The 23,818-nt window shown below is 72.0% G+C and carries 21 protein-coding genes and 1 pseudogene; 9 read left to right on the top strand and 13 right to left on the bottom strand.

Annotation, left to right across the window (positions count from 1 at the left end; genetic code table 11):
* Positions 1-416 precede the first annotated feature (416 nt).
* The 6 genes from J2X68_RS32635 to J2X68_RS32660 all read right to left on the bottom strand — a co-directional run bounded on the left by J2X68_RS32635 (position 417) and on the right by J2X68_RS32660 (position 5,335).
* Complete coding sequence (locus tag J2X68_RS32635) at positions 417-728, bottom strand: SCO5918 family protein (protein ID WP_310436206.1); 312 nt, start codon at positions 726-728, stop codon at positions 417-419.
* 6 nt (positions 729-734) lie between these two features.
* Positions 735-947 (bottom strand): CBS domain-containing protein, encoded by a 213-nt coding sequence (locus J2X68_RS32640; RefSeq protein ID WP_310436207.1) that lies wholly within the window; start codon positions 945-947, stop codon positions 735-737.
* A 145-nt stretch (positions 948-1,092) separates the two neighbouring features.
* Positions 1,093-2,601, bottom strand: a complete 1,509-nt coding sequence (locus tag J2X68_RS32645) for a DEAD/DEAH box helicase (RefSeq protein WP_310436208.1) — start codon at positions 2,599-2,601, stop codon at positions 1,093-1,095.
* Between the two features lie 218 nt (positions 2,602-2,819).
* Positions 2,820-3,023 carry a cold-shock protein gene (locus tag J2X68_RS32650; protein WP_020133169.1) on the bottom strand — a complete coding sequence of 68 codons (204 nt, stop codon included), beginning with the start codon at positions 3,021-3,023 and terminating at the stop codon, positions 2,820-2,822.
* 305 nt (positions 3,024-3,328) lie between these two features.
* Complete coding sequence (locus tag J2X68_RS32655; protein WP_310436209.1) at positions 3,329-4,315, bottom strand: polysaccharide deacetylase family protein; 987 nt, start codon at positions 4,313-4,315, stop codon at positions 3,329-3,331.
* 36 nt (positions 4,316-4,351) lie between these two features.
* Positions 4,352-5,335 carry a glycoside hydrolase family 11 protein gene (locus tag J2X68_RS32660; RefSeq protein ID WP_399041392.1) on the bottom strand — a complete coding sequence of 328 codons (984 nt, stop codon included), beginning with the start codon at positions 5,333-5,335 and terminating at the stop codon, positions 4,352-4,354.
* Positions 5,336-5,720: 385 nt separating this feature from the next.
* On the opposite strand from J2X68_RS32660, the gene J2X68_RS32665 reads away from it, so the two are divergent.
* From J2X68_RS32665 to J2X68_RS32675, 3 genes are all read left to right on the top strand, one after another.
* The gene (locus tag J2X68_RS32665) at positions 5,721-7,028 is read left to right on the top strand and encodes a histidine kinase (RefSeq protein WP_310436210.1); all 1,308 of its coding nucleotides are present in this window, start codon (positions 5,721-5,723) and stop codon (positions 7,026-7,028) included.
* Complete coding sequence (locus tag J2X68_RS32670; protein ID WP_310436211.1) at positions 7,025-7,732, top strand: response regulator transcription factor; 708 nt, start codon at positions 7,025-7,027, stop codon at positions 7,730-7,732. The genes J2X68_RS32665 and J2X68_RS32670 overlap by 4 nt, the downstream gene beginning before the upstream one ends.
* 133 nt (positions 7,733-7,865) lie before the next feature.
* On the top strand, positions 7,866-8,819 hold the full coding sequence (locus J2X68_RS32675) for a type II CAAX endopeptidase family protein (RefSeq protein ID WP_310436212.1): 954 nt from the start codon (positions 7,866-7,868) through the stop codon (positions 8,817-8,819).
* A 102-nt stretch (positions 8,820-8,921) separates the two neighbouring features.
* Here the strand turns inward: J2X68_RS32675 and J2X68_RS32680 are convergent, their stop codons facing one another.
* On the bottom strand, positions 8,922-9,698 hold the full coding sequence (locus J2X68_RS32680) for an ATP-binding cassette domain-containing protein (protein ID WP_310436213.1): 777 nt from the start codon (positions 9,696-9,698) through the stop codon (positions 8,922-8,924).
* Positions 9,699-9,905: 207 nt separating this feature from the next.
* Positions 9,906-10,373 (bottom strand): DUF5990 family protein, encoded by a 468-nt coding sequence (locus J2X68_RS32685; protein WP_310436214.1) that lies wholly within the window; start codon positions 10,371-10,373, stop codon positions 9,906-9,908.
* Positions 10,374-10,506: 133 nt separating this feature from the next.
* Here J2X68_RS32685 and J2X68_RS32690 point away from each other — a divergent pair, with 133 nt between their 5' ends.
* Both J2X68_RS32690 and J2X68_RS32695 read left to right on the top strand, forming a co-directional pair.
* Positions 10,507-11,379 carry a polysaccharide deacetylase family protein gene (locus tag J2X68_RS32690; protein WP_310436215.1) on the top strand — a complete coding sequence of 291 codons (873 nt, stop codon included), beginning with the start codon at positions 10,507-10,509 and terminating at the stop codon, positions 11,377-11,379.
* Between the two features lie 393 nt (positions 11,380-11,772).
* Positions 11,773-12,300 (top strand): lamin tail domain-containing protein, encoded by a 528-nt coding sequence (locus J2X68_RS32695; RefSeq protein WP_310436216.1) that lies wholly within the window; start codon positions 11,773-11,775, stop codon positions 12,298-12,300.
* Positions 12,301-12,430: 130 nt separating this feature from the next.
* Here J2X68_RS32695 and J2X68_RS32700 read toward each other — a convergent pair whose 3' ends face one another.
* The 4 genes from J2X68_RS32700 to J2X68_RS32715 form a co-directional block, all read right to left on the bottom strand.
* Positions 12,431-14,143, bottom strand: a complete 1,713-nt coding sequence (locus J2X68_RS32700) for a CotH kinase family protein (RefSeq protein WP_310436217.1) — start codon at positions 14,141-14,143, stop codon at positions 12,431-12,433.
* A complete protein-coding gene (locus tag J2X68_RS32705) occupies positions 14,143-14,760 on the bottom strand; it encodes a DUF4956 domain-containing protein (RefSeq protein ID WP_372481728.1) in 618 nt (205 codons plus the stop codon). Before J2X68_RS32705 ends, J2X68_RS32700 begins: the two co-directional genes overlap by 1 nt.
* Positions 14,761-14,816: 56 nt before the next feature.
* Entirely contained in the window at positions 14,817-15,659 is an 843-nt protein-coding gene (locus J2X68_RS32710) for a polyphosphate polymerase domain-containing protein (protein WP_310436230.1), read from the bottom strand.
* 266 nt (positions 15,660-15,925) lie between these two features.
* The gene (locus J2X68_RS32715) at positions 15,926-17,458 is read right to left on the bottom strand and encodes an FAD-dependent oxidoreductase (RefSeq protein ID WP_310436218.1); all 1,533 of its coding nucleotides are present in this window, start codon (positions 17,456-17,458) and stop codon (positions 15,926-15,928) included.
* 152 nt (positions 17,459-17,610) lie between these two features.
* Between J2X68_RS32715 and J2X68_RS32720 the strand changes: the two genes are divergently transcribed.
* The 3 genes and pseudogenes from J2X68_RS32720 to J2X68_RS32730 form a co-directional block, all read left to right on the top strand.
* The gene (locus J2X68_RS32720; protein ID WP_310436219.1) at positions 17,611-18,765 is read left to right on the top strand and encodes an aromatic acid exporter family protein; all 1,155 of its coding nucleotides are present in this window, start codon (positions 17,611-17,613) and stop codon (positions 18,763-18,765) included.
* Positions 18,766-18,872: 107 nt separating this feature from the next.
* Positions 18,873-19,562 (top strand): GAF and ANTAR domain-containing protein, encoded by a 690-nt coding sequence (locus J2X68_RS32725; protein ID WP_310436231.1) that lies wholly within the window; start codon positions 18,873-18,875, stop codon positions 19,560-19,562.
* Positions 19,563-19,757: 195 nt separating this feature from the next.
* Positions 19,758-20,396 (top strand): annotated as a pseudogene (locus J2X68_RS32730) (saccharopine dehydrogenase); the annotation flags it as partial.
* Positions 20,397-20,495: 99 nt separating this feature from the next.
* Here the strand turns inward: J2X68_RS32730 and J2X68_RS32735 are convergent.
* Positions 20,496-21,758: a YhjD/YihY/BrkB family envelope integrity protein gene (locus J2X68_RS32735; RefSeq protein WP_310436220.1), complete on the bottom strand. Its 1,263-nt coding sequence runs from the start codon at positions 21,756-21,758 to the stop codon at positions 20,496-20,498.
* A gap of 397 nt (positions 21,759-22,155) precedes the next feature.
* Between J2X68_RS32735 and J2X68_RS32740 the strand changes: the two genes are divergently transcribed.
* Positions 22,156-23,508: a hypothetical protein gene (locus J2X68_RS32740; protein ID WP_310436221.1), complete on the top strand. Its 1,353-nt coding sequence runs from the start codon at positions 22,156-22,158 to the stop codon at positions 23,506-23,508.
* The last annotated feature ends 310 nt before the right edge of the window (positions 23,509-23,818 follow it).

Here is a 23,818-nt window from a genome sequence, read left to right on the forward strand (position 1 = left end):
TGCCGTACGGCACCAGGGCCCCGAGGGAAATTCAACACCATCGGTCGGCTGTCCTGCTGGGCCGACCTGCTGATTGCGCTACCTGGGCCCTTCGTACGGGCGGGGGCGCGTGGATCGCGACTGCGTGACCGGGGACCACCTTCCAATCCATGGCCGTGCGGTACCCGGACCCGGAATCTTCCTCGGGCCGGGCGATCCTGATGGCGTATGCGTTTCCGTCCTTCCTCTGAACCGACCACTGGCTGGTCGTGCGTACGCGAGAAACGTTACCCAAGCCGCATGCCAATGTCTACGCTGACGAGAGTAGATTTCAGATCTTCGGTGGTGCAGATACCTCTCGTGGTCCCCCCACGCCGAGAGGGCCCCGCCGACGGGTGTCGGCAGGGCCCTCACAGGGTTCGCGGGTGTTCGGCCCGTCAGGCCTCCCAGGTCCCGGGAGCGCCGAGCTGCGCCGAGGCGCTCTGGAGCGGCGTCAGGGCCTGTACGGGGGCGGTGGGGTGCTCGTGGCAGGTGAAGCCGAGCCGGACCATGGCCCGGACGACCTCGCCGCTGGTGAAATCACGGCGGTCCTGGCGGGTGACGATCTCCCCCACCTGCTTGACGGGGTAGCGGCGGCGGCCGATGGTCACGGACTCACCCGTGACGGGCTCGGCCGTAATGCCCTTCATCGAGTCCATGACGCCGTCCTTGGTGAGGTCGAACGGGTAGCGGGCGATGACACAGCGCATGGTGCCTCACAGAGAGAAGGAGCAGGGCCTCGACGAGGGCCGGAGCGGCGCGTCGAGCACGTCCCGCAGGCGGAGCCGGTCCGTGTAGGCGGCCCCGGCGCGCAGTGCGGTCAGCCGGTCCCGGCCGACCGAGCCCGTGCACTGGTCGTCCGCGTCGCAGATCAGCAGATACTCGACCCGGGCGCCGGCCATGACGGACAGCGCCACCTCGACGGTCATGTCGTCACGGACGCGCGGCCCGGAGTGGTCGTGCCGCCGCCGTGTCCGTACCGGGTGCGTCGGTGCCGGGTGCGTCTGTACCGGTGTCACTGGTGCCTCCTGCGGGGATGGATGAGCCTTCCGGTCGCGTGGACCGGCTGCGGCGTCAGGCCGCCGGGTTGACGGCGGGCCGGTTCCGGCCCGGCCGCCCGCGGCGGCCCCGGGACGAGGAGGACCGGGACGAGGAGGAGGGGGACGAGGAGGAGGGGGACGAGGGCGACGCGGAGGACCCGGTGCGGCGACGGGGCGTGGCCGCGGCCGGCGCGGTGATGACGACCGGGACGCCGGAGGGCGTCCGGGCGCCCGTGACGCGGCTCAGCTCCGCCTCGCCCGAGCGGACCTGGGTGATCTGCGGGGTGATGCCGGCCGAGACCATCAGCCGGCTCATGCCGCGCCGCTGGTCGGGGGTCACCAGGGTCACGACGCTGCCGGACTCCCCGGCGCGTGCCGTACGGCCGCCGCGGTGCAGGTAGTCCTTGGGGTCGCTCGGCGGGTCGACGTTGACGACCAGGTCGAGGTTGTCGACGTGGATGCCGCGGGCCGCGACGTTGGTCGCCACCAGCACCGTGACGTGACCGTCCTTGAACTGGGCCAGCGTCCGGGTCCGCTGCGGCTGGGACCGGCCGCCGTGCAGGGCCGCGGCGCGCACGCCGTTGTGCAGCAGGTGCCTGGTCAGCTGGTCCACCGCGTGCTTGGTGTCCAGGAACATGATCACCCGGCCGTCGCGTGCCGCGATCTCGGTGGTCGTCTGCTGCTTGTCCGTGCCGTGCACGTGGAGGACGTGGTGCTCCATCGTGGTGACGGCGCCCGCGACCGGGTCGACGGAGTGCACCACCGGGTCGACCAGGTAGCGGCGGACCAGCAGGTCCACGTTGCGGTCGAGGGTGGCCGAGAAGAGCATCCGCTGGCCGTCGGGGCGCACCTGGTCGAGCAGCGCGGTGACCTGCGGCATGAAGCCCATGTCGGCCATCTGGTCGGCCTCGTCGAGGACGGTGATGTCGACGGCGTCCAGGTGGCAGGCGCCGCGGTCGATCAGGTCCTTGAGCCGGCCCGGTGTGGCCACGACGACCTCGGCGCCGCCGCGCAGCGCGCCTGCCTGCCTGCCGATCGACATCCCGCCGACCACGGTGGCCAGGCGCAGCCCCACGGAGCGGGCGTACGGCGCGAGCGCGTCGGTGACCTGCTGGGCGAGTTCGCGGGTGGGCACGAGGACCAGCGCGAGCGGCTGGCGCGGTTCGGCGCGCCGGCCGGCCGTACGGGCCAGCACCGCGAGACCGAAGGCGAGCGTCTTGCCCGAGCCGGTGCGGCCGCGGCCGAGCACGTCACGGCCCGCGAGTGAGTTCGGGAGGGTCGCCGCCTGGATCGGGAACGGTATGGCCACGCCCTCGTGACCCAGCGCGGCCAGCAGCCGCTCCGGCATGGCCAGCTCGGCGAACGACTCGACGGCGGGCAGCGCGGGGGTGATCGTCTTCGGCGGCGCGAACTCGCCCTGGGGCGAGATCCGTCGGCGTCCGCCGTCGTCGTTGCCGCGGCGCGGGGCGCCGGAGCGGTCGGGCCGGGAACGGTGGTCGGCGAAGCGGTCGTTCCTGCGGGTGTGCGTGCGTGCGTGGTTCAAAGGAACCTTCCTTGATGCGTCGGCGCGTATCAAGGAATTCCCGCGGCACAGGTGCGGCGCTGAGAATCGCGTGAACGGGCCAAAGGCGACGGCGTCGAATCGGGTCGACGGCGAAAATGCGCCGCGGGTTTTATCCGCGGAAAAGCAGCGAGCTGGGGCCCGCACCCCAAGGTGCGGGCCCCAGCTGCGAAATTATTGTGTCCGCGTCTGCGTGGGTGTCAGGCGGGGACGATGTTCTCGGCGGTCGGGCCCTTCTGGCCCTGCGCGATGTCGAAGGTCACCTTCTGACCCTCCTGAAGCTCGCGGAAGCCCTGGGCGGCGATGTTCGAGTAGTGGGCGAAGACGTCGGGGCCGCCGCCGTCCTGCTCGATGAAGCCGAAGCCCTTTTCCGCGTTGAACCACTTCACGGTGCCGGCAGCCATGTTGAATCTCCTTCGGGAACGGTGTCGGAATCCACCCTGTGCGGATCCCGGTCGCCGTGATGATCACCCCGTCGGAAAAACCTTCTGGAGACCACAACTGCAACTGCTAACGACAGTAGCATGCCGCGATCGACGGTGCGTGACCGATAATTACGCTCCGTCTGTCGGTCGAGAAATACTCATCGCGCTTCCCTTTCATTTCTCACTTTGCGACAACAGATAATGCTTCACGGGCGTCGCCGGGCCGTGGTGTGGCGCGGCGGCCGGGGTCGCCGCGCCACGGTGCGGGTGGTGGCGGGCCGGGGTCAGCTCGCGGTGCAGGAGACCGTCGGCCAGGTCCAGTTGCCGTTGGCCTGGACGGTGACGCCGAAGTTGTTGCCGCTGCCGTTGGGTTTGGCGGTGAGGACCTGGGCGCTGGGGTAGGAGGCGCTGATGTTCCAGGTGGAGAGGATCTTCGCCGGGGAGGGGACGTTCATCGTGACGGTCCAGTTGCTGGAGCCGGTGACCGCGACGTTGAGGTTGTAGCGGTCGCTCCACTGCTGGCCCGCGGACAGGGTCGCGGCGCAGCTACCGGTGCCACCGCCACCCCCGCCGCCGTTGTCGTCGGGCGCCACGGCGCGTCCGGTCTGCGGGGAGATCTTGCCGGCGCACAGGCCCCGCGCGGCGAGGCCCTGTGCGATGCGCGGGATCGCGGCGAGCGTGTTGGCGGGCCAGTCGTGCATGAGGATGACCTGGCCGTTGGTGAGCCGGCCCGCGGCCTGCACGATCGCGTCGGTGCTCGCGTTGTTCCAGTCCTGCGAGTCCACGTCCCAGATGATCTCGGTCAGGCCGTACTTGGCCTCGACCGCCTTCACCGTCGCGTTGGTCTCGCCGTACGGCGGGCGGAAGAGCACCGGAGTGCCGCCGCCCGCGCCGGCGACGGCCGACTGGGTCCGGGAGATCTCGGAGTCGATCTGGGACTGGCCGAGCTGGGTCAGATGCGGGTGGGTGTAGCTGTGGTTGCCGACCCACATGCCGGCGTTCACCTGGGCCCGGACCAGGGACGGGTTGGCGGCGGCGTACTGGCCCTGGTTGAACATCGTGGCCCGCAGGCCGTTCTGCGTGAGGGCGTTGAGCAGGGCCGTCGTGGTGCCGCCCGGGCCGTCGTCGAAGGTGAGCCCGACGTACCCGCCGCACGCGGCGGCCTGTGCGGGGGCGGCGGCCTGGACGGTGAGGGTGCAGGCGGCGGCCGTCGCGACGACGACCAGCCTCGTGACCAGTGCGCGTAAGGAGAGTTTCGGTCTGGTGCTCATAGGGGGTGGTCCTCCAGCGTGGGGCGGGTGCGGGGGTCAGCTCGCGGTGCAGGAGACCGTCGGCCAGGTCCAGTTGCCGTTGGCCTGGACGGTGACGCCGAAGTTGTTGCCGCTGCCGTTGGGTTTGGCGGTGAGGACCTGGGCGCTGGGGTAGGAGGCGCTGATGTTCCAGGTGGAGAGGATCTTCGCCGGGGAGGGGACGTTCATCGTGACGGTCCAGTTGCTGGAGCCGGTGACCGCGACGTTGAGGTTGTAGCGGTCGCTCCACTGCTGGCCCGCGGACAGGGTCGCGGCGCAGCTACCGGTGCCACCGCCACCGCCGGTGCCGCCGCCCGAACCGGCGCCGTCCACCGTGATGTTGGAGTTGCCGCTGCTCTGGTAGCCCTCGGTGGCGAGGATCATGTAGTAGCTGAAGCTGCCCAGGGTCATTCCGGCGCGGGCCCAGGCGTCGAAGTGGTTGCCGGTGGTGATGGTGCCGCCGGTCCTCTTGGACTGCCGGACGCTCCAGTACTGGTCGAAGGTCTTGGTGCCCTCGACGGACGGGGCGTTGTACCGCGTCGTCCTGTAGATGTCGTACGTGCCGCCGTCGCTGGTGACGGTGCCCATGTGCGTGCCGGTGGGCCGGTAGGTGCCCCAGTTGTCGACGATGTAGTACTCGACGAGCGGGTTCGAGGTCCAGCCGTAGAGGGCCAGGTAGGCGTTGCCGGACGGGTTGAAGGTGCCCGAGTAGGTGACGCTCCGGCGTCCGCCGTTGCTCCAGCCCTTGCCGGCGACGAAGTTACCGGTGTTGCTCCACGAGGTGCTGTAGTTGCCGCCGGAGCCCAGGTTCATGGAGACCGTGCCCTGCGAGTCGGTCCAGAACGAGTAGTAGTAGCCGTTGTCGGTCCCGGTCTGGTTCGTGGTGACGACGGTGTCGGCGTGCGCGGTGCCGGGCAGGGTGAGCGCGGCCACGGCGACCAGCAGCATGGTGCAGACACCGCTGATGAGCAGCCTGAGTCGCTGTGCGGGTGCGGTTTTCATGTGCGTGCTTCCTCCTCGTCCTCATACGGCCGATGACGGCGTCAGTGTTGGCCGGGGCACGACAACTGTCAATACTTTCGGTTTTCACTTCGAAACATTCGAAGCTGGCGTGTTGTGAGTGAGGGGCCATCGTCGCAGTTCGGCGGTCCTCTCGGCGCGAATGCTCCCCTTCACTGGAGCAAGATCGGTAAAGTCAAGATCAAATAACCAGGGCCATCTTCTTCGAATGTTTCGAAATTTCACCGAACCTTCCGGTGTCGCTGTGGTGCCGAGGGCGGGACGGCGAAGGCGCGGCGACGGCGCGGGAAGTGGCGCCGGAGACGGTGCCGAAGCGGCGCCTCGAAGCGGGGCCTGCGGGGCCCGGGCGGGGGCTAGGCTCGCCTCTGTGTTCGAGGCGACGGCGTCATCACGGTCATCACCGGCGGACGGCGTGCGTGCCGTCGTGGCGCGCTGGAGTGCGCGGGGCGTCCTGGTGCGGGACGGCGTCCTCACCATCGCCCTCGCGCCGGTGGTCTTCGCGCCGGTGACCGCCCCCGTCGGCGCGGAGTTCGGCGATCTGACGCAGCGTCCGTACGACGGCCCGGGCCTTCTGGTGGCGGCGTCCCTGTGGCTGCCGTTGGTGCTGCGGCGCCGGTGGCCCGGGGTGTGCCTCGCGCTGGTGGCGGGAGCGTGCGCGATCCATGAACTGGCGGGCTATCCGCAGACGTTCGCGAGTGTGGGCCTGTATGTCGCCCTGTACAGCGCGGGCGCCCACGGGGAGCGCGCGCGAGGCCTGCGCCTCGTCGTGTCGGCGGCCGTCGCGGCCGGACTGTTCGCGCTGTTCGCGCTCGGACTGCACGGCAGGGGCTCACCGCAGCGGGTCTCCGACTTCGTCCTCATGTACCTGGTGCTCGTGGCGTGCTGGGCCGTGGGCAGATCGGTGCGGGCCCGGCGGGCCGGGGAGGAGGAACGGCGGCGCATCGGTGCGCAGATGGCGACGGCGCGGGAACGGGCCCGTATCGCACGGGAGTTGCACGACGTGGTGACGCACCACGTCACCGCGATGGTGGTGCAGGCGGACGCGGCGCAGTACCTGCTCGCCGACGCGCCGGACCGGGTGGCCGTGGGGCTGGGTGCGATCAGTGACTCCGGCCGGCGCGCCCTGACCGATCTCCAGCACCTGCTGGGCGTACTGAAGGCCACCGACGACGGCCCCTACGGCCCGGCGCCCGGCCGCGCGGTCCCCGGCGAGCCGTCGCACGAGGCGGGCCGCGGGTCCGCGCCGGGCGATCTGGGCGCTCTGGTCGAGCAGGTCAGGGCGGCGGGCCAGCCGGTGGAGCTGACGGAGCGCGGAGAGCGACGGCCGCTGCCCTCGGCGCTGGAACTGGCCGTGTACCGCGTGGTGCAGGAGGCGCTCACCAACGCGCTCCGGCACGCGCCGGGCCACGGGACGCGCGTCCGGGTCCACCACGGGGAGGACGCGATCGAGGTCGAGGTGACCACCGGGGGAGCGCCCGCGAGGCCCGCGGAATCCGCGGGACCGGCCGTTGCCGCGCCCAGGCCGCTCGGCGGCGGAGGCGGCCACGGACTGGAGGGACTGCGCGAGCGGGTCGGCGTGTTCGGCGGCGAGCTGCACGCCGGCGCCCTGCCCGACGGCGGCTTCGCCGTCCGCGCCCGGATCCCCGCCCCCGCGCCTGCGGCGAGGCGGGCATGACCGGCGGCGGTACCGGCGCCGGAGCCGGAACACCGATCCGCGTCCTGGTGTGCGAGGACCAGGAGCTGGTGCGCACCGGCTACGTCACCATCTTCGGCGCGCAGCCCGACCTCGAGGTCGTCGGAGAGGCCGCCGACGGCCGTGCGGCGGTGGAGGCCGCGACCCGGCTGCGCCCGGACGTGGTGGTGATGGACATCCGGATGCCCCTCCTGGACGGGATCGAGGCGACCCGGCTGCTGGCCGGGCCCGGCGTCGCCGACCCGGTCAGGATCCTGGTGGTCACCACCTTCAACCTGGACGCGTACGTGTACGAGGCGCTGCGGGCCGGCGCGAGCGGCTTCCTGCTGAAGGACGCGCCGCCCCGGGACCTCGTGCAGGGGATCCGGACGATCGCCGCGGGCGAGTCGCTGCTGGCGCCGGCCGTCACCCGGCGGCTCGTCGGCAGGTTCGCCGACCGGATCCGTCCCGACGCCCGCGGGTCCGCCGTCCCGGAGGCGCTGTCGGCCCTCGCGCCCCGGGAGACCGAGGTGCTGAGACTCATCGCGGAGGGGCTGTCGAACGCCGAGATCGCCGACCGGCTGGTCCTCAGCCGCGAGACGGTCAAGACGTACGTCTCCCGCATCCTCACCAAGCTCGACCTGCGCGACCGCGTCCAGGCGGTGGTGCTCGCCCACCGGGTGGGCCTGGTCACCGTCCACGACTGAACGGGCCGTTGTCCCCCGGGAGAGCTACACGCGACTGTCCACCCCAGGGCGATGATCGAGGGCGCCCCGCGCTCGTAGCGTTCCTGCCGACGCGGCGGTCACCGGACCGCCGCCCGGCCGGGGAGGAAACGTCATGCCGCTCAAAGGCGCGCGCCCGCTGAGGAGCACGCTGAAGTACTTGCCGAACGGCTCCGAGGACCTGTTCTCGCAGGAGCCGTTCGCCGTCGCGCGGCGGGTGCGTCCGGCCGGGGTGCGGCTGGTGGCGATGGTGGCGCTGTTCGTGGTGGTGACGGCTTTCGCCGCCGGGACGAGGGCCGTGGCGGGGGACAACCCGGTCCTGTCCCTGCTGTTCGGCGCGGTCGTCGTGGTCCTCGCGCTGCTGAGCTACGCGGCGGTCGTACGGGCGCTGGAACAGCGTCCCGTGTCCGAACTGGACAGGACGACCGCCGTCTCCGGGCTGCGCACCGGAACGCTCGTCGGCCTCGGCCTGTTCAGCGCGACGCTCGCGGTCGTCGCCCTGTTCGGCGGGTACGGCACGCGGGGCGGGACCTCCGTGGGCGGGGTGGTGACCTACCTCGGGATGATGGCGGGCGTCGCCGTCACCGAGGAGCTCCTCTTCCGCGGCATCGTCTTCCGGCTGCTGGAGGAACTCACCGGCACCCGGGCCGCGTTGGCGGTCTCGGCGCTGCTGTTCGGCGCCCTGCACCTCTTCAACTCCGGCGCCACCGTGTGGGGCGCGCTGGCCATCGCCGTCGAGGGTGGCCTGCTGACCGGCGCCGCCTATGTCGCCACCCGCCGCCTCTGGCTCCCGATCGGCGTGCACTTCGGCTGGAACTTCGCCGAGAGCGGCCTCTTCGGCACCACGGTCTCCGGCAACGAGGACGCCCCGGCGGGCCTGGTGCACGGTGTGCTCTCGGGCCCCGACGCGCTCACCGGCGGCGGCTTCGGTCCGGAGGCCGGCCTCGCCGCGCTTCTCGTCTGCGCCGTCCCCACGGTGGTGTTCCTGCGTGCGGCCGCCCGGCGGGGACACCTCCTCCCCCGGCGCCGCTCCACCACCGCGGCCCCCACGACGCCCCCGGCCCCCTGAACGCCGGACGCCGCTCAGAGCCGTCCGCGCGACTCCGCGGAGCGCCGGGTCGGGGAGTCGGCGACCACCGCGGTGAACAGCACCCCGCCGATCATTTCCCCCTCAGGGCCACGCCTCCTCCGGACGGCTCGTCCGGTGCGCCACGGCGTTGTCCGACGCGCCGGTGATGGAGGAGATGATCTGTTCCTGGGAGGTGGTGTTCACGTCGAAGAAGCCGTTGTTTCGGCCGAGGCGCAGCACGGCCACGCGGTCGGCGACGGCCTTGATGTCCCCCATGTTGTGGCTGATGAGGAGCACTCCGAGGCCCTGGTCGCGCAGTTCCTCGATCAGGTCGAGGAGCTGGCTGGTCTGCTCGATGCCCAGGGAGGCGGTGGGCTCGTCGAGCAGGACGAGCCGGGGCTCGCCGAGGAACGAGCGGGTGATCGCGACGACCTGCCGCTGGCCGCCGGACAGCGTGGCGAGCGGCACGCGCACGTCGGGGATGCGGATGGACAGGGTCTTGAGCAGCTCGCGGGTGCGACGCTCCATCTCCACCTCGTCGAGGATGCCGAACCGGTGGATCTCCCGGCCGAGGAAGAGGTTGGCGACGACGTCGAGGTTGCCGCACATCGCGAGGTCCTGGTAGACGGTCGCGATCCCCAGCATCTGCGCGTCCTGGGGACGCCTGATCTGGACGGCGCCGCCCTGCCACTCGATGACGCCCTTGTCGGCGGGACCCACTCCCGAGATCACCTTGACCAGGGTCGACTTGCCGGCGGCGTTGTCGCCCATCAGGGCGACCACCTCCCCGGCTCTGATCTCCAGCTCGACGTCCTCCAGGGCCTGGACGGCGGCGAACCGCTTGGAGACGCCGCGCAGGGCCAGCAGGGGCTGAGGCACGGGACCACCTCCTTCCGCCTCGGGCGCGTTCGTCAGGTGAGGCCCGCCTTGTCGCGGCGGCGACCGCGACCGCCACGGACGCGCGGGTGAGGGACCTGCGCCTCACGGCCGGAAGGCCGGCACCGGGATCCCTCTTCGGTTCCTTGGGGCATTTGTTCGCCTTTGCACCTCAATAGGCACTTTCATGCCAAGCGTAGCCAAGCCGCTCTAGTCGGCGCGTTCGGCGGTCCAGGTGATGTCCGGGGGCTCGACGCGCGCGCAGCGGGGGCCGCCCTGGGCGTCGGTCAGGCCGAGGCGTCCGACCAGCAGCCCGTCCCGCGCGGCGGCGGCGAGCACGTCGGCGGGGACGGCGTCGAGCATGAGCTTCGCGCGCCGGAACATCGAGAAGACGCCCGACGCGTCGACCGTGCCCCACGACAGGTAGACGAACCGCCGGCCCAGGCGGTCCTGGACGTAGGGCCCGCTGACCTCGGTGCCGGTCGGCGAGGAGCTGGTGGTGCACTCCAGGGTCCAGGTCGCGGACGGCGCGTCGCCGGGATGCGGTGCGAGCAGTTCGCCCGGACGGTCGCGACGCTGCACGGCGACGTGCAGGTTGCCGTACGCGGGGACCCTGCCGTCCGCGGAGGCCGGTCGGGTGAGGCCGGGCAGGTCGACGGCGTCGATGCGGATGCGCATACCGGCCATCATCGCGCGCCCGCCCGCACCGGGGAGACGCGGGACCCGGTCCGCTCCGGAGCGGAACCTCGGACGTCCGTTCGACATCAAGCAGTGGACGGGTGAGGCGTACGGACGGCGTGGGGTGCACACGATGAACAGGCGGATCACAGGGGCGGCGCTGGCCTGCGTTCTTCTCGCGACGGGCGTCGCGACGGGGTGCGGGACCGAGACCGGGACGGACTCGCGCCGTCCCGCCGCCGCGCCGTCCGGTTCCGCGCCGTCCGGCTCCGCACCGTCCGGTCCGTCGTCGACCGGTGAGGGGGACGCGCGGGCGGGTGTCGAGGCCGCCTACGCCCAGTGGGGCCTCGAACCGCCGGTCGCGCCGCCCGCCCCGCCCGGAGCCAAGCCGGTCGAGCTGCCGGCCGCGGACGGGCAGGTGCCGGTGATCAGCGAGATACCCACCCGGCAGAAGATCGTCTTCCTCACCTTCGACGACGGCGCCGAGAAGGACCCCGAGTTCCTGACGATGATGCGGGAGCTGAAGATCCCCTTCACGATGTTCCTGACGGACTCCGCCATCAGCGCCGACTACGGCTACTTCGGCAAGCTCCAGGACCTCGGCGCCGGCGTCCACAACCACACGCTGACCCACCCGAACCTGCGCACCCTGGGCGCGGCCGCGCAGCAGCAGGAGATCTGCGGCCAGCAGACCAAGCTGAAGGATCGTTACGGCACCACCCCGCGGCTGTTCCGTCCGCCCTACGGCAACTGGAACGAGGACACCCGGGCCGCCGCCGCGTCCTGCGGGGTCGAGGCGATCGTCCTGTGGCGCGAGTCCATGCAGATCAAGAACATGCAGTATCAGCGCGGCGACAAGAAGCTCCACCCGGGCGACATCGTGCTGGCCCACTTCCGCGGGCCGTCCGAACTCAAGGGCACGACCATGACCGAGATGACGGTCAACCTGCTGCGGCACATCCAGGAACAGGGCTTCACGGTCGCGCGCCTCGAGGACTACCTCTAGCCGGACGCGGGTGGCCCGCGGGCCCCGCCCGGCTCCTTCCCGGCGTCCCACGGGTGACGGCGGACAAGCGGCCGTTACTCACTTTCGGGTGACGGCCCGCGTCCCCGTGGGGTGGCGCGGCATGGCGTCCGAGCCGCACAGGGCAACTCCCACAAGGGGTCATCAGCTGCCGTAACGTCAACTTCAGTACTTAGTCACTTAAATGGACGTTGCAGGCGAGAGTCACAGAGATATGGACAACAGGTAACACACGCCACGTTTCCTACCCATCTCCCGCACTCCGTGGACAGAGTGTGTGTGCGGCCAGCCGACCGCACCCGCACATCGCACCAGCCCCCACGGCGTCCACGAAGGCCGCAGTGGGAAGGTGCCCGCACATCCCAGGGGAACTCTTTGTCCACTTCCGCTTCTGTCACCGCTCGTCGTCTGACCGCCGCCGCCCTCACGGCCGGCGCCGTGGTCGGTGCGATGGCACTGCCGGCGTCCGCGTCCGACCACGCTCGTCCCGACCGCCCGGAGGTGCGGATCAGCGCCGTCCAGTACGACGCCCCGGGACGTGACGACCGCTCCCGGAGCTCGCTGAACAGGGAGTGGGTGGAACTCACCAACACCACGCGCCACACCATCAACCTCGACGGCTGGACCCTCAGGAACGAGGACGGCCGCACCTACACGTTCCACCACTACCGTCTGGAGGGCCGCTCCACGGTCCGCATCCACACCGGCGAGGGCCGTGACACCCGTCGCGACCTCTTCCAGGACCGCAACAGGGAGGTGTGGGACAACCGCTCCGACACCGCCACCCTGCGCAACGACCGCGGCCGCTTCGTGGACGACGAGTCCTGGGGCCGCAACCGTCACCACGGCGGCAACCACGGCGGCGGCCACGGCGGTCACGGCGGGCACGGCGGCCACCACTGACCCACCCGTACCCGGTGAGCCGATGAGCACCTGACTCGGCACACCGGCGCGCGACAGGCGGCGCGCCCCGGCCCTCCAGGGCCCGGGGCGCGCCGTTCGTCCGTGCGGCCGTCGGGGCGACGGACCTCGGTCAGCCGGTGATCACCTCGTTCTTCGCGAGACTCTCCGTCCGGGAGGTGACCGTGCCGCTCAGGGACTTCGCGGTGGCGGAGACCCCGGAGGTGTCCGCGCCCGCCTGCTTCGCCTGCGCGGCCAGGGAGTCCAGGGCGTCGAGCGCGTACCCGGAGGCGTAGAACTCCTGGTACAGCTTCTTGTAGGCCGCGTGGTAGACGTCGTCGAAGGCGTCCGCCGCCAGGAACCGCTCCTTGAGGAGGTTGCCGCCCATGCCGCCGCCTCCACCGCCGCCCGGCCCGCCGGCCTCCGCCGTGTCCGCGCCCTGCCCGCCGCCCTGCTGACCGTTCCCCGGAGCCTGCGGCATTCCGGACGGCATTCCGGAGGGCATTCCGGAGGGCATCGCGAACGGGGCGCCCGCTGCTCCGTCCCGCGCGGTGGCACCCGGCATCGCGCCCCCGCCTCCGCCGCCCATGCTCGTGCTGTCGTCGGGCCCGGTGGTGGCGGTGCCGCTGAACGTCAGGTTGAAGTCCCAGCCGAGGACGGAGAACTTCTTGGTGCCGAGGTCGTACCAGAGCACGTAGTTCTTGCCCGGCCCGGCCATGTCGTCGAAGTTCAGGAGCAGGTTCTGCGTCGCCACGTACTCCGCGAAGGACTCCACGTCGACGTACTGGTCCAGGTCGGCGGCGAACTCCTCGTCCGATGCCTGATCGACCCACTTGAGGAGCTTCATCACCGGCGAGAGGTCCTGGCTGCCCTTGAGGTTGAGCTGCTTGAACGACTCCTCGTACTCGGTGGGATCGTCTCCGACGTAGTCGAAGCTGCTGCCGGCCCGCGCCTTGTACGCCACGCCCGTGCTGCCGAGCTCCGCGTCGACGTAGTCCTTGCTCGGGTTCTCGACCATCAGCCGGGTCGCCACCGGACGGTTGTTGACCTGCACCGCGGTGAAGGCGAACTTCTCCGCCGTCTGACCGGACTTCCGCATCAACGACAGCGACAGGGCCTCGTTCAGCGGCAGGGCCTCGTCGACGCCGGGGCGCAGCGAGAGCTCGCGGTGGCCCTCGTAGGCGCGGCCCTCGACGTACTCGTCGATGCTGATGAGCCAGGGCAGTTCCTCGGGCTTGGAGGCGGAGAGGTCGAACTGCGTCATACCGCCGCCGCCACCGCCGCCGCCCGCTCCCGCGGCGGCGCCGCCCTGCGGAGCCTGCTGCTGACCGCCGTCCTGCTGGTCACCGTTCTGCTGACCGCCGTTCTGCGCCTCGGTGTCCTGCTGCGGGCCGCCGTTCTGGCCGCCTCCGTCCTGGCCCGCGGGGCCGCCCTGGCCACCGCCGCCCATGCCGCCGCCGCGCAGGCTCTGGAGCGTGGAGTTGCCCTTGAGGCGGATGCCGACGTCGTTCAGGTACACGCCGTCGACGGTCAGGTCGGCCTTGATGTACTCCTTCTCGCCCTCGTCCTGGAACTTCTCCATCATGTCCGTGAAGTCGGTCTCGCTGTACTCGAGTTGGATCGAATGCGTCCGCGAGTCGTCGAACAGGTCGACCGCCCCCGTGACGTTCTCCGTGATCTCGTCGCCGTCCGCCGTGGAGGCGCTGGTGACGAAGGGGGTGACGCGTACGTCACCGAAGAAGATCAGCAGTACCGAGAGCCCCACGGCCAGGGAGCCGGCCGGCTTCCAGTGGTGGCGCAGCCGCAACGGGATGCGGTGCGCCAGCCGCGTGCGGGGGGCGGTCATCAGAGGTCCGTCTGGTCGTAACCGGTCAGCACGGTCACCCGCTGACCCATGGCGCGTTCCTGGAGGGCGGCGACCAGCTCACCCGGCTCGTGGCCCTTCTTGATGCGGACCGTGTAGAACACCTCGGTCAGGGTGCCGCCGCGGATCGACTCGGTGCTCACCAGCTCGAACTCGTCGGTGTGGCGCAGCAGGACGTCCTGTATCGCGTGGGTGTGGTCCTCGCCCGCCGGCACCTGGACCTTGACGACCTGACGCTGGACGTTGAGGGCGAACCAGTCGAACTTGCTCATCGCCAGGATGATCAGGGCGATCACGGTGCCGCCGACCGCCGCCAGCGTGTAGAAACGGGCGCCGCACGCCATGCCGACGGCCATCGCCAGGAAGATGAAGCCGACGTCCCTGGTCTCCTTGACCGCGTTGCGGAAGCGGACCACCGACAGCGCTCCCACCAGGGAGAAGGCGCGGGCCAGATTGGAGCCGACGACCAGCATGATCAAGGCGACGATCATGCCGACGATGACCAGCGTCTGCACGTAGGACTGGCTGTAGGAGACGTTCTTGTGCGTGGCCCGGTAGACGTAGCCGATCATCGCGGAGAGCACGAAGGACAGGGTCATGGCGAGCACGATGTCGGTGACGCTGAACGTGCCGCTCAGATCCTGGACGTTGAGATTCACGAGTGGGATGCCTCCGTGGGGCGTCGCGTCGTGGGGGACGCGGGCGAGGGGATGAAGGGGACGGCGCCGGGCGCCGGCGGGAGGTCTTCCTCCCGCAGGTGGAAGACGGACCTGGGGGCCAGGCCGAACGCCTCGATGCTCTGGACGTACTTGGAGACCCGGACGAGGCTCAGATTGCGCCTGGCCGCCAGGTCGGTGATCCAGTACGGGGTGCGCTCGTTGACCTTGATCTCCATCACCGACAGGTGCGGCGGGACGGTGAACCGGTTCTCGGCGTTCGGCGTGCCGAAGTGGAAGTCCCGGTCGCGGCCGCGGATGCGGCGGTCGAAGGTGACGCGCAGTCCCGTGTCCTGGTCGCGGCCGACCAGCGCCTCACGCTGGTAGCCGGTGATGGCGGTGGGCTGGAGGTTGAGCCTGACCACCAGCTCGAGGACCTCGTCGACGAAGGCGCGCTCCTTCGCCGAGTGCTCGATCATCTCCCGCTCGTCGCACAGCTTCCGGGCGGTGGCGTAGGGCACGGTGATGCGGCGCTTCTGGGTGACCCGGTTGACCCGCTGCTTGATCTCCACGCACACCGGGGACGCGTCGGTGACCCCGTCCAGGTCCCCGTAGTGGCGGATACGCAGCTTGCGGCGGAACTTCAGGCCCTCGATCTTCTCCCAGTAGAAGCGGAGTTGGGGCGTGTCGTAGTAGAGGCTCCACACGCCGTAGCCGCCGACGGGGCTGTGCAGGTCGCGGTCCATCCGCTCGCCGAGTTCGTCCCGGATCCGCGCCGCCTGCTCCACCGGCACCAGATACTTCAGCTCGTACCGGTTGAAGGCGTGGAGTCTGCTGGCCACCCGCAACGCCTCGTCGTCCGCGAACTGCGGCGGCGATCCCCCGGCCCGCACGGGGGCCTCGTCGCCGCCCGGCCCACCGTCGCCGGGGCGACGGCGCTTCAACCAGCCAGTCATGACGTCCCTTCACATGGTCGGCGGTCAGTCACCTCCCTGTAAGAAACCGGTAAGACATGAAAGGCCGATGAGGGGCGCCTCTGAACAGCGTGAGTACGACGGATGAACCCGAAGTGAACGCGGCGGCGGGGGTGTGGCGGTGGCGGGCGGGCCTATTCCGGGAGGTCGCGCTTCTCCAGCGGGCGTACGGCCGGCCCCTGCAGGATCTGTCCGTCCGGGGCGAAGCGGGAGCCGTGGCAGGGGCACTCCCAGGCCTGCTCGCCGTGGTTGAAGGACACGATGCAGCCGAGGTGGGTGCAGCGCGCCGAGACCGCCCGGAGGGAGCCGTTCTCGTCCCGGTGGACCGCGTACTGCCGTCCGCCCAGGCGCAGCACGGCGCCGTGGCCCCGGGGGATGTCGTCGGGCGCGGGGGACGTCACGGCCGGCAGCCGGTCGCCGACGAAATGCCGGGCGACCTGGGCCTGGTGTTTCAGGAACGTGGTTCCCTCGCGGACCACGGAGGCCAGGCGGCGCGGGTCGTACAGGCCGCTCCACGCGACCTCGCGGCCGTTGATCAGGTCGCTGAGCAGACGGCCCGCCATGATGCCGCCGCTCATGCCCCAGCCGCCGAAGCCGGTGGCCACGTAGGTGTGCCGGCTGCCCGGGTGGAGCGGTCCGACCAGCGGCACGGAGTCGGTGGAGTCGTTGTCCTGCGTGGCCCAGCGGTGGGTGAAGGAGAGGGCGCCGAACCGGTCGTCGGCCCAGGCGGACAGCCGGGCGAACCTCTCCTCGGCGTCGGCGGTGCCGGGGGTGAAGTGTTCCCCGGTGACGATCAGCAGGCGCTTGCCGTCGCCGTACGGGGCGGTGCGCACCGAGCGGGTGGCCCGTTCCGGCGTGATGTACATGTCGCGCGGGGCGCGGTCCTCGTCGATGGTCGCGGCGACGACGAGTTCCCGGCGAGGGCTGAGCCGGGTGAACAGCAGCGCCCGGTCGAAGACGGGGTAGTGGGTCGCGATCACGACCTCGCGGGCGCGGATCGACACACCGGCGTCGGTGCGCAGGACGCAGGGTTCGCCCTCGGTGAGCCCGACGACCCGGGTTCCCTCGTACACCGTGCCGCCGTGCCGACGCAGGTCGTCGGTGAGCGCCAGCAGGTACTTACGGGGATGGAATTGGGCCTGTCCGCTCACCCGGACCGCTCCCGCGACCGCGAAGGGCAGCTCGGTCTCGGTCACGAACTCGGCCGGAAGCCCCGCCTCACGTGCGGCGTCGGCCTCCGCCCGCAGCTCTTCCACGTGCCGTCGGTCCTCGGCGTAGGTGAAGGCCGCCGCCTCCTCCCACGCGCAGTCGATGCCGAGTTCCTCGACGATCCCGGCGGCGTGCCGGATCGCCTCGGTCTGCGAGCGCGCGTACAGGGCGGCGCCCTCGGCGCCCCGGGTGCGCCGCAGCCGGTCGTAGATCAGGGTGTGCTGGGCGGTCAGCTTGGCCGTCGTGTGGCCGGTGACCCCGGCGGCGATCCGGCCTGCCTCCAGCACCGCCACCTCGCGGCCCTGCCGGGCCAGCTCCCAGGCGGTGCTGAGACCGGCGATGCCCGCGCCGACCACGGCGACGTCCACGCTGAGGTCACCGGACGGCGGGGGCGCCGGGGCGCCGGGCGGCGCGGTCTCCAGCCAGTAGGAGCCCTGGGTTCCTGTCTCGGCGTTCATGGCCGCCGAGTGCCCACAGGACGGCGTGATACGCCGCGATACGCCCTCATACGGCGGTCTTCCTTCCCGCGCGCCCCGCACCGACCCGTGACGCCGGTGACAGAAGGCGCGGTCGGGGTGCGTCTCGTCCCTGGTGTGGCACTCGCCGTGCCATGGAGTGGACGCACAGGACGACATGGGCCGTCCGGCGCTGGACCGGATCCGTCGTGGCCGCGGTGCGGCGGGCGGCGGAGGGTCCGGGCCGTGAGCGGGACCTGGCGGTGCAGGCGGGCAAGGCGGCGCTGGCCGCCTGGCTGGCCTGGGCGGTCGTGGGCTGGTGGCTCGCGGCCCCGATGGCGTTCGTGGCCCCGTGGGTGGCGGTCGTGCTGGTGGAGTCGACCGTGTACCGGTCCGTCGCGCACGGGCTCCAGCAGCTCGCGGCGATCGCGGTGGGTACGGCGGTGGCGACGGCCGGTGCGCTGCTGCTGGGCAGCACGATGGCCGCCATGGCCCTGGTCCTTCCGGCGGTGCTGCTGCTGGGGCAGTGGCGGCGCCTGGGCAGTCAGGGCGTCTACGCCGCCACCGGCGCGCTCTTCGTGCTGACCGGCGGCCAGGTCGGCGTCGTCTCGTCGGCCGCCCGCATCGCGGAGGCGGTCTTCGGCGCGGTGGTCGGGGTGGCGGTCAACGTGCTGATCCGGCCGCCGGTGTACCTGCGCGACGCCCGCTCCGCGCTGGAGGACGCGGCCCGGGAGGCGCAGGAGATCCTGGACGCGGTGGCCGACGGACTGGCCGACGGCGCCTGGGACGGACCGGCGGCCTGGAGCCGGCACGAGCGGGCGCTGCGGCTCGGCCGACTGGTCGACCAGGCGCGGTCGGCGATCGGCTGGAGCCGGGAGAGCATGCGCGGCAACCCCCGCGGGCGCCGTGCGCAGCCCCTCTCCTCGCAGGACAAGGCGTACGACGACGCGCTGGTCGTGCTCGACCACGTCGCCGTCCACACCGCGGAGGTGACCCGGACCGTCTCGGAGATCGCGGAGCGCGGGGAGGGGGCCCGGCCGCCCGCCGGGATCACCCGGGCCTACGCGGACTTCCTGCGCCACACCGCCCGCGCCGTCCGGCTCTACGGACGGACCCGGTTCGCCCCGCCCGGCCCCGACGACGGTGCCGCGGAGCGACTGCGCGAGGCGGTCGTGGAGCTCCATCGCACCCTCGACGAGTTCCGCGGGCAGCTGCCGGGAGCCGTGTCCGACGATCCGGACGCCCTGGTGACGTACGGAACGCTGCTGGCCCAGGCGCACCGCCTCGCCGATCAGCTCGTCCGGGACTGACCCCTGCGGCCACGCCGTCCGCGAAGACCGCGGGGCACGCGTGGCAGGGTGGGGGTGAAGGCCGGGGCGAGGCGGAGAGAGGGATGGACGACGCGGTGGACGACGCGATGGACTGGGAGCGGTTCGCCGAGCAGCTGGCCTCGATGGCCCGTGAGCTGCTGGCGCAGGAATCGGTCGGGGACACGCTGGCCCGGATCGCCACCTCGGCCACCGAGCTGGTGCAGGGCTGCGACGAGGCCGGCATCCTCACCCTGCGCGGGACGAAGGTGGAGACGGTGGCCGCCACGGACCGGCTCGTCGTCGACAGCGACCGGCTCCAGGAGCGGCTGGGAGAGGGGCCGTGCTTCGATTCCGCCCGCACCGCGCAGGGGGAGCGGGTCTTCCGTATCGCCGACCTCACCGAGGAGCAGCCGCGCTGGCCCGCCTACGCGCCGCAGGCCCGCGCCCTGGGCGTGGGCAGCATGATGGGCTTCCTGCTGTACACCGAGGACGAGGACCTCGGCGCGCTGAACCTCTACTCACGCAAGCCCGGCGCGTTCACCGAGGCCAGCGAGACGGCCGGCTGGCTGCTGGCCTCGCATGCCGCGGTCGCCTTCGCCGGCGCCCGCGCGCACGACCAGCTGCAGGCCGCGGTCGCCACCCGGCACATGATCGGCGAGGCCATGGGCATCCTCATGGGCGGTCACCGGCTCACCGAGCAGGAGGCGTTCGACGTCCTGCGCCGCTTCTCGCAGGAGCACAACATCAAGCTCCGGGAGGTCGCCCGCCGGGTCTGCGAGAAGGGCGGCCTCACCTGACGTCGGACGCCTGATCCCCGACGCCCGATCCCCGACGCCCGATCCCGGACGCCACCGCGTCACGCGCCCGTGCGTCACGCGTCGGGCCGGGGGCCGGGCCGGGAGCGGAAGGTCCGGCGGTACGCGTCCGGAGGTACGCCGACCGCCCAGGGGAACAGCGAGGCGAGCGGGTGGTCGTCCCGGGCGGGCACCGGGGCGGTGACGAACTGGACGGCGGCCGACGAGGCCGAGATCGCCTACGGACTGAGCGGCTGGCACCCGACCCCCGGGACACGCACCGCCGGTGCGGTCTCCCGCGAGCGGCGCGGCGGCCGGCGTGCCCGCTACACGGGCGGGCGGCTCGAGTACCACGACGACCGGCCGACGCTGCTGCAGTGGGCCTTCCCCGACCCGATGGGCACCAGGGAGCTCGTCGGCGAGTTCACGATGGCCGACGTGGTCACCGTCCCGAGCCATCTCTCCGTCCCCCGCCGTACGCACCCACATGACGACCGAGGCGGCCACGGACCTCGCCGCCCCGGACACGCCGGCGCCGACCGCGGCCGACGGGGGCGCGAGCGGGGACGGGCGGTCCGACCAGACCTTCGTCGGCGACGCCGTCGTGCGCGACGGCCAACCGAACGGCGCCTCGTGGCGAGCGGCCGGGACATCTACGCCGTCGGCGCGCCGCTCGCGGTGGAGGCGGTCCACCGCGTCCTCACCGGCCGGACCCGCACGGTCGGTGTCGCCTCCGCGGGCGGGATGTCCGACGCGCCGGACTTCCTCCGCGCCCTGTCCCCGCACCTCTCCGTCGAACCGCTCCAGCAGGGGCAGCGGAGGCGGCCGGCGTCCTGATCGCACCTGCCGCCCGGGGGCCCTCCGAACGGTCGATCGACCCGGGTCGGATTCGGCCCGGGTCAGGATCGGCGCTGGTCGGGACTTGTCCGAACGGGGTCAGGAGCTGTCCGTTCCGGGTCCGGAACCCATGCGGCGGTGGTCCTCCTCGTCCCAGGCGCGGGTGTCGCGCGGCTGGACGTACGGCTCGTCGTCCGCCGGATGACCACCGGCGACGGCGCGCTGGCGGACCATCTCCGCGTCGAACTCCAGGCCGAGCAGGATGGCCAGATTGGTGATCCACAGCCACACCAAGAAGATGATCACACCGGCGAGGGTGCCGTAGGTCTTGTTGTACGAGCCGAAGTTGGCCACGTACAGCGCGAACCCGGCGGACGCGGCCAGCCAGATCAGCAGGGCCAGGAAGCTGCCCGGGGTGACCCAGCGGAAGCCACGCACGCGGGCGTTCGGAGTGGCCCAGTACAGGACTGCGATCATCACCGTGACCAGGACGACGAGCACCGGCCACTTGGCGATCGACCACACGGTGAGCGCCGTGTCGCCGACCCCGAGGGTGGTGCCGACCTGGCGGGCCAGGCTGCCGGTGAACACCACGATCAGCGCGCTGATCACCGCCATGACCATCAGCACCACGGTCACGCCGACCCGCACCGGCAGCACCTTCCACACCGGACGGCCCTCGGGTATGTCGTAGACCGCGTTGGCGCTGCGGATGAACGCGGCGACGTAGCCGGACGCCGACCACACGGCCAGCACCAGGCCCACGATCGCCATCAGCGAGCCGACCCCGCCCTTGCCCTGCATCTGCTGCACCGCGCCGCGCAGGATGTCCTGGGCCGGTCCCGGCGCGAGCTTCTGGATGTTGTCCAGGACCGTCTGTGTGGCCGACTGCCCGACGATCCCCAGCAGCGACACCAGCGCCAGCAGCGCGGGGAACAGCGCCAGGATCGAGTAGTAGGTCAGGGCCGCCGCCCGGTCGGCCAGCTCGTCCTTCTTGAACTCCTTGAGGGTGCCTTTCAGCACCGCCGTCCAGGAGCGTTTGGGCAGGTCGGTGGGTTTGTCAGGGGCCCGCTCCTCCACCTGCTCGTCCGGACCGACGGCGGCCGGATCCTGCCTGGTCCCGGCCTCGCGGTCGTCCGTGGCCCGGCGGCCGGTCGTGCGCTCGCGGTCGTCCGTGGCCTGACCGTGGTCCGTGGCCTGGCGATCGCCGGTGCGCTCGCGGTAGTCCGTGGCTTCGCGGTCGTCGGTGCGCTCGCGGTAGTCCGCGGCCCGGCGGTCGTCGGTGCGTTCGCGGCCGGTCGTGCGTTCGCGGTCGTCCGTGCGCTCGCCGTGTCGCCAATGCGGCTTCAGTGTCCGTGCCATGCCGCACGGGTATCCGGCTGAGCGCGGCTTATGTGTGGATAAGTAATAAATCAGACTTTTATCCCGAGTTTGCGGCACCGCGGACCAGGGGCGGGGCGGCACCGGAGGCCCGACGCCGAAGGGGCGGCAAGCCGAACCGCCAGGGCACGCCGAGGGCGCCAGGGGACGCGAGGAGGCGGCGCAGGGGGCGCAGCGACGGCGACGGCGCGGCGAGGCGCCGAGGCCGGCGTCCGGCCCGCCCCGCGTTCTTGCGTTCTTGCGTCAGGAGATCAAGAAGACGGTGAGAACCTCGCCCCAACCCGCCCGCACCTACAACCTTCCGTCCCGGCGGCCCGTCCAACTCCACCCCGGAACAGGTCACTTGCCGGGGAATCTGCTGTCCGATCAGGGGGATGCCATGAGTTCTGTGAACGTCGGGCGTGCGCTGCGCCGCGGGGCACGTGCGGGAGCCGTGGGGGCGCTGGTCGTCGCCGGTCTCGGGAGCGGGGTCGCCGTCGCCGACGACGAGCCGCAGACCGACCAGCTGTGGATCCAGGCGCCGTACGAACAGGCGGTCACCGTCGCTCCGGACGGCGGCGGCGCGGCGCAGTACCGGTCGCTGGCGCTCGGCCTGTACCACGACAACGGCAACTTCACCGTGACCGACGGCCGGCTGACCGTCGACGTCTCCGGGCTCGCCGGGGTCGCCGAGGTGGCCTGGCCCGACGCCTGCACACCGAACGACGCCGGAACGGTCGCCGTGTGCGACACCGGGGACGTGCCCACCCGCTACAGCCCGCAGGTGCAGCTGAGGGTACGGGCCGCCACCGGCGCCGCGGTCGGCGCGCAGGGCACGATCGCGTACTCCGCCGAGGCCACCGGCGGACCCGACGGCAGGCTGGTCGCCCCGGAGGACTCCGCGGCGACGTCCGTCACCGTCGGATCCGGTCCCGACCTCGGCGTCGGCGCGCCGCAGGACGTCACCGGCGTCGCGACGGGAACCGAGCTCACCGTGCCGTTCGCCGTCACCAACACCGGCAACGAGACGGCCCACGGCTTCAGCGTGAAGATGTGGGCGACCTACGGCCTCGACGTCGTCACCCGCTACCCGCAGTGCACCTACACCGGGCCGGACGACGGCGGCGAGTACACGCCCATGACGTATGTGACCTGCTCCTTCGACACCGACGTCGCGCCCGGCGCCACCGTGCCGCTGCCGGAGCCGCTGCGGCTCGCCGTCACCGGCCACGCGCTGTACGAGCGGTTCGACTACGAGGTCCAGCCCGGCGGCGAGGCCACCGACCTCGACGGCTCGGACAACGGCCGCGCCTGGCACGTCGACGCCGACAACACCGCCGACTTCGCCGTGCGCGGCACCGAGGTGCGGGGCGCGGCGGGCGACACCGTCACCGCCGCCTTCCGCTTCGTCAACCGGGGTCCGGCCTGGGTCGGCAACGTCAGCTCGGGCGACCCGGTCGCCGTGATCGACTTCTACCTCCCGGAGGGCACCACCGCCACGTCGGTGCCGGACACCTGCCGCACCGCCTCGGCCTCCGGCGACGACCCGGCCGTCGGTCACTACGCCTGCACCCTGCCGATGTGGGCCAAGCCGGACCTGAAGGTCAAGTTCCCGTTCCGGCTGCGCATCGACCGGGTCGTGCCCGACGCGACGGGCCGCGTCGTCGCCCGGCCCGACTACGGCACGTCCTTCCCGTTCGACCCGAAGAGCAGGAACAACTCGGCCGAGGTCGTGGTCAACCCGTCCGCCTGACCGCGCCCACCCGGCGGTCCACCGACCGCCGGGTGACAGATCCGCTCAGGGGCCGGGCCGGGGCCGCTCATGACCCGGGTCCGGATCCGGTCCGGGTTCCGTGCGCCGACGCCGACGCCGACGCCGACGCCGACACGGCGGGGGGGCGGGGCCCGGGGGGGCCCCCCCCCCCCCCCCCCCCCCCCCCCCCCCCCCCCGGCGCCCCCCCCCCCCCCCCCCCCCCCCCCCCCCCCCGGGGCGGGGGGGGGGGCCCCCCCCCCCCCCCCCCCCCCGCCCCCCCCCGGGGGGGGGGGGCCGGCCCCCCCCCCGC

Origin of the sequence: Streptomyces sp. 3330 (assembly GCF_031456635.1) — a bacterium.
GTDB lineage: Bacteria > Actinomycetota > Actinomycetes > Streptomycetales > Streptomycetaceae > Streptomyces.

Excerpts from the sequence above, each read along its gene's own strand:
- J2X68_RS32635 (WP_310436206.1), bottom strand. The coding sequence starts at position 728 with ATGCGCTGTGTCATCGCCCGCTACCCGTTCGACCTCACCAAGGACGGC.
- J2X68_RS32640 (WP_310436207.1), bottom strand. The coding sequence starts at position 947 with ATGACCGTCGAGGTGGCGCTGTCCGTCATGGCCGGCGCCCGGGTCGAG.
- J2X68_RS32650 (WP_020133169.1), bottom strand. The coding sequence starts at position 3,023 with ATGGCTGCCGGCACCGTGAAGTGGTTCAACGCGGAAAAGGGCTTCGGC.
- J2X68_RS32655 (WP_310436209.1), bottom strand. The coding sequence starts at position 4,315 with ATGAGCACCAGACCGAAACTCTCCTTACGCGCACTGGTCACGAGGCTG.
- J2X68_RS32660 (WP_399041392.1), bottom strand. The coding sequence starts at position 5,335 with ATGAAAACCGCACCCGCACAGCGACTCAGGCTGCTCATCAGCGGTGTC.
- J2X68_RS32670 (WP_310436211.1), top strand. The coding sequence starts at position 7,025 with ATGACCGGCGGCGGTACCGGCGCCGGAGCCGGAACACCGATCCGCGTC.
- J2X68_RS32675 (WP_310436212.1), top strand. The coding sequence starts at position 7,866 with ATGCCGCTCAAAGGCGCGCGCCCGCTGAGGAGCACGCTGAAGTACTTG.
- J2X68_RS32685 (WP_310436214.1), bottom strand. The coding sequence starts at position 10,373 with ATGCGCATCCGCATCGACGCCGTCGACCTGCCCGGCCTCACCCGACCG.
- J2X68_RS32690 (WP_310436215.1), top strand. The coding sequence starts at position 10,507 with ATGAACAGGCGGATCACAGGGGCGGCGCTGGCCTGCGTTCTTCTCGCG.
- J2X68_RS32700 (WP_310436217.1), bottom strand. The coding sequence starts at position 14,143 with ATGACCGCCCCCCGCACGCGGCTGGCGCACCGCATCCCGTTGCGGCTG.
- J2X68_RS32705 (WP_372481728.1), bottom strand. The coding sequence starts at position 14,760 with ATGACCCTGTCCTTCGTGCTCTCCGCGATGATCGGCTACGTCTACCGG.
- J2X68_RS32715 (WP_310436218.1), bottom strand. The coding sequence starts at position 17,458 with ATGAACGCCGAGACAGGAACCCAGGGCTCCTACTGGCTGGAGACCGCG.
- J2X68_RS32720 (WP_310436219.1), top strand. The coding sequence starts at position 17,611 with ATGGAGTGGACGCACAGGACGACATGGGCCGTCCGGCGCTGGACCGGA.
- J2X68_RS32725 (WP_310436231.1), top strand. The coding sequence starts at position 18,873 with ATGGACTGGGAGCGGTTCGCCGAGCAGCTGGCCTCGATGGCCCGTGAG.
- J2X68_RS32735 (WP_310436220.1), bottom strand. The coding sequence starts at position 21,758 with ATGGCACGGACACTGAAGCCGCATTGGCGACACGGCGAGCGCACGGAC.
- J2X68_RS32740 (WP_310436221.1), top strand. The coding sequence starts at position 22,156 with ATGAGTTCTGTGAACGTCGGGCGTGCGCTGCGCCGCGGGGCACGTGCG.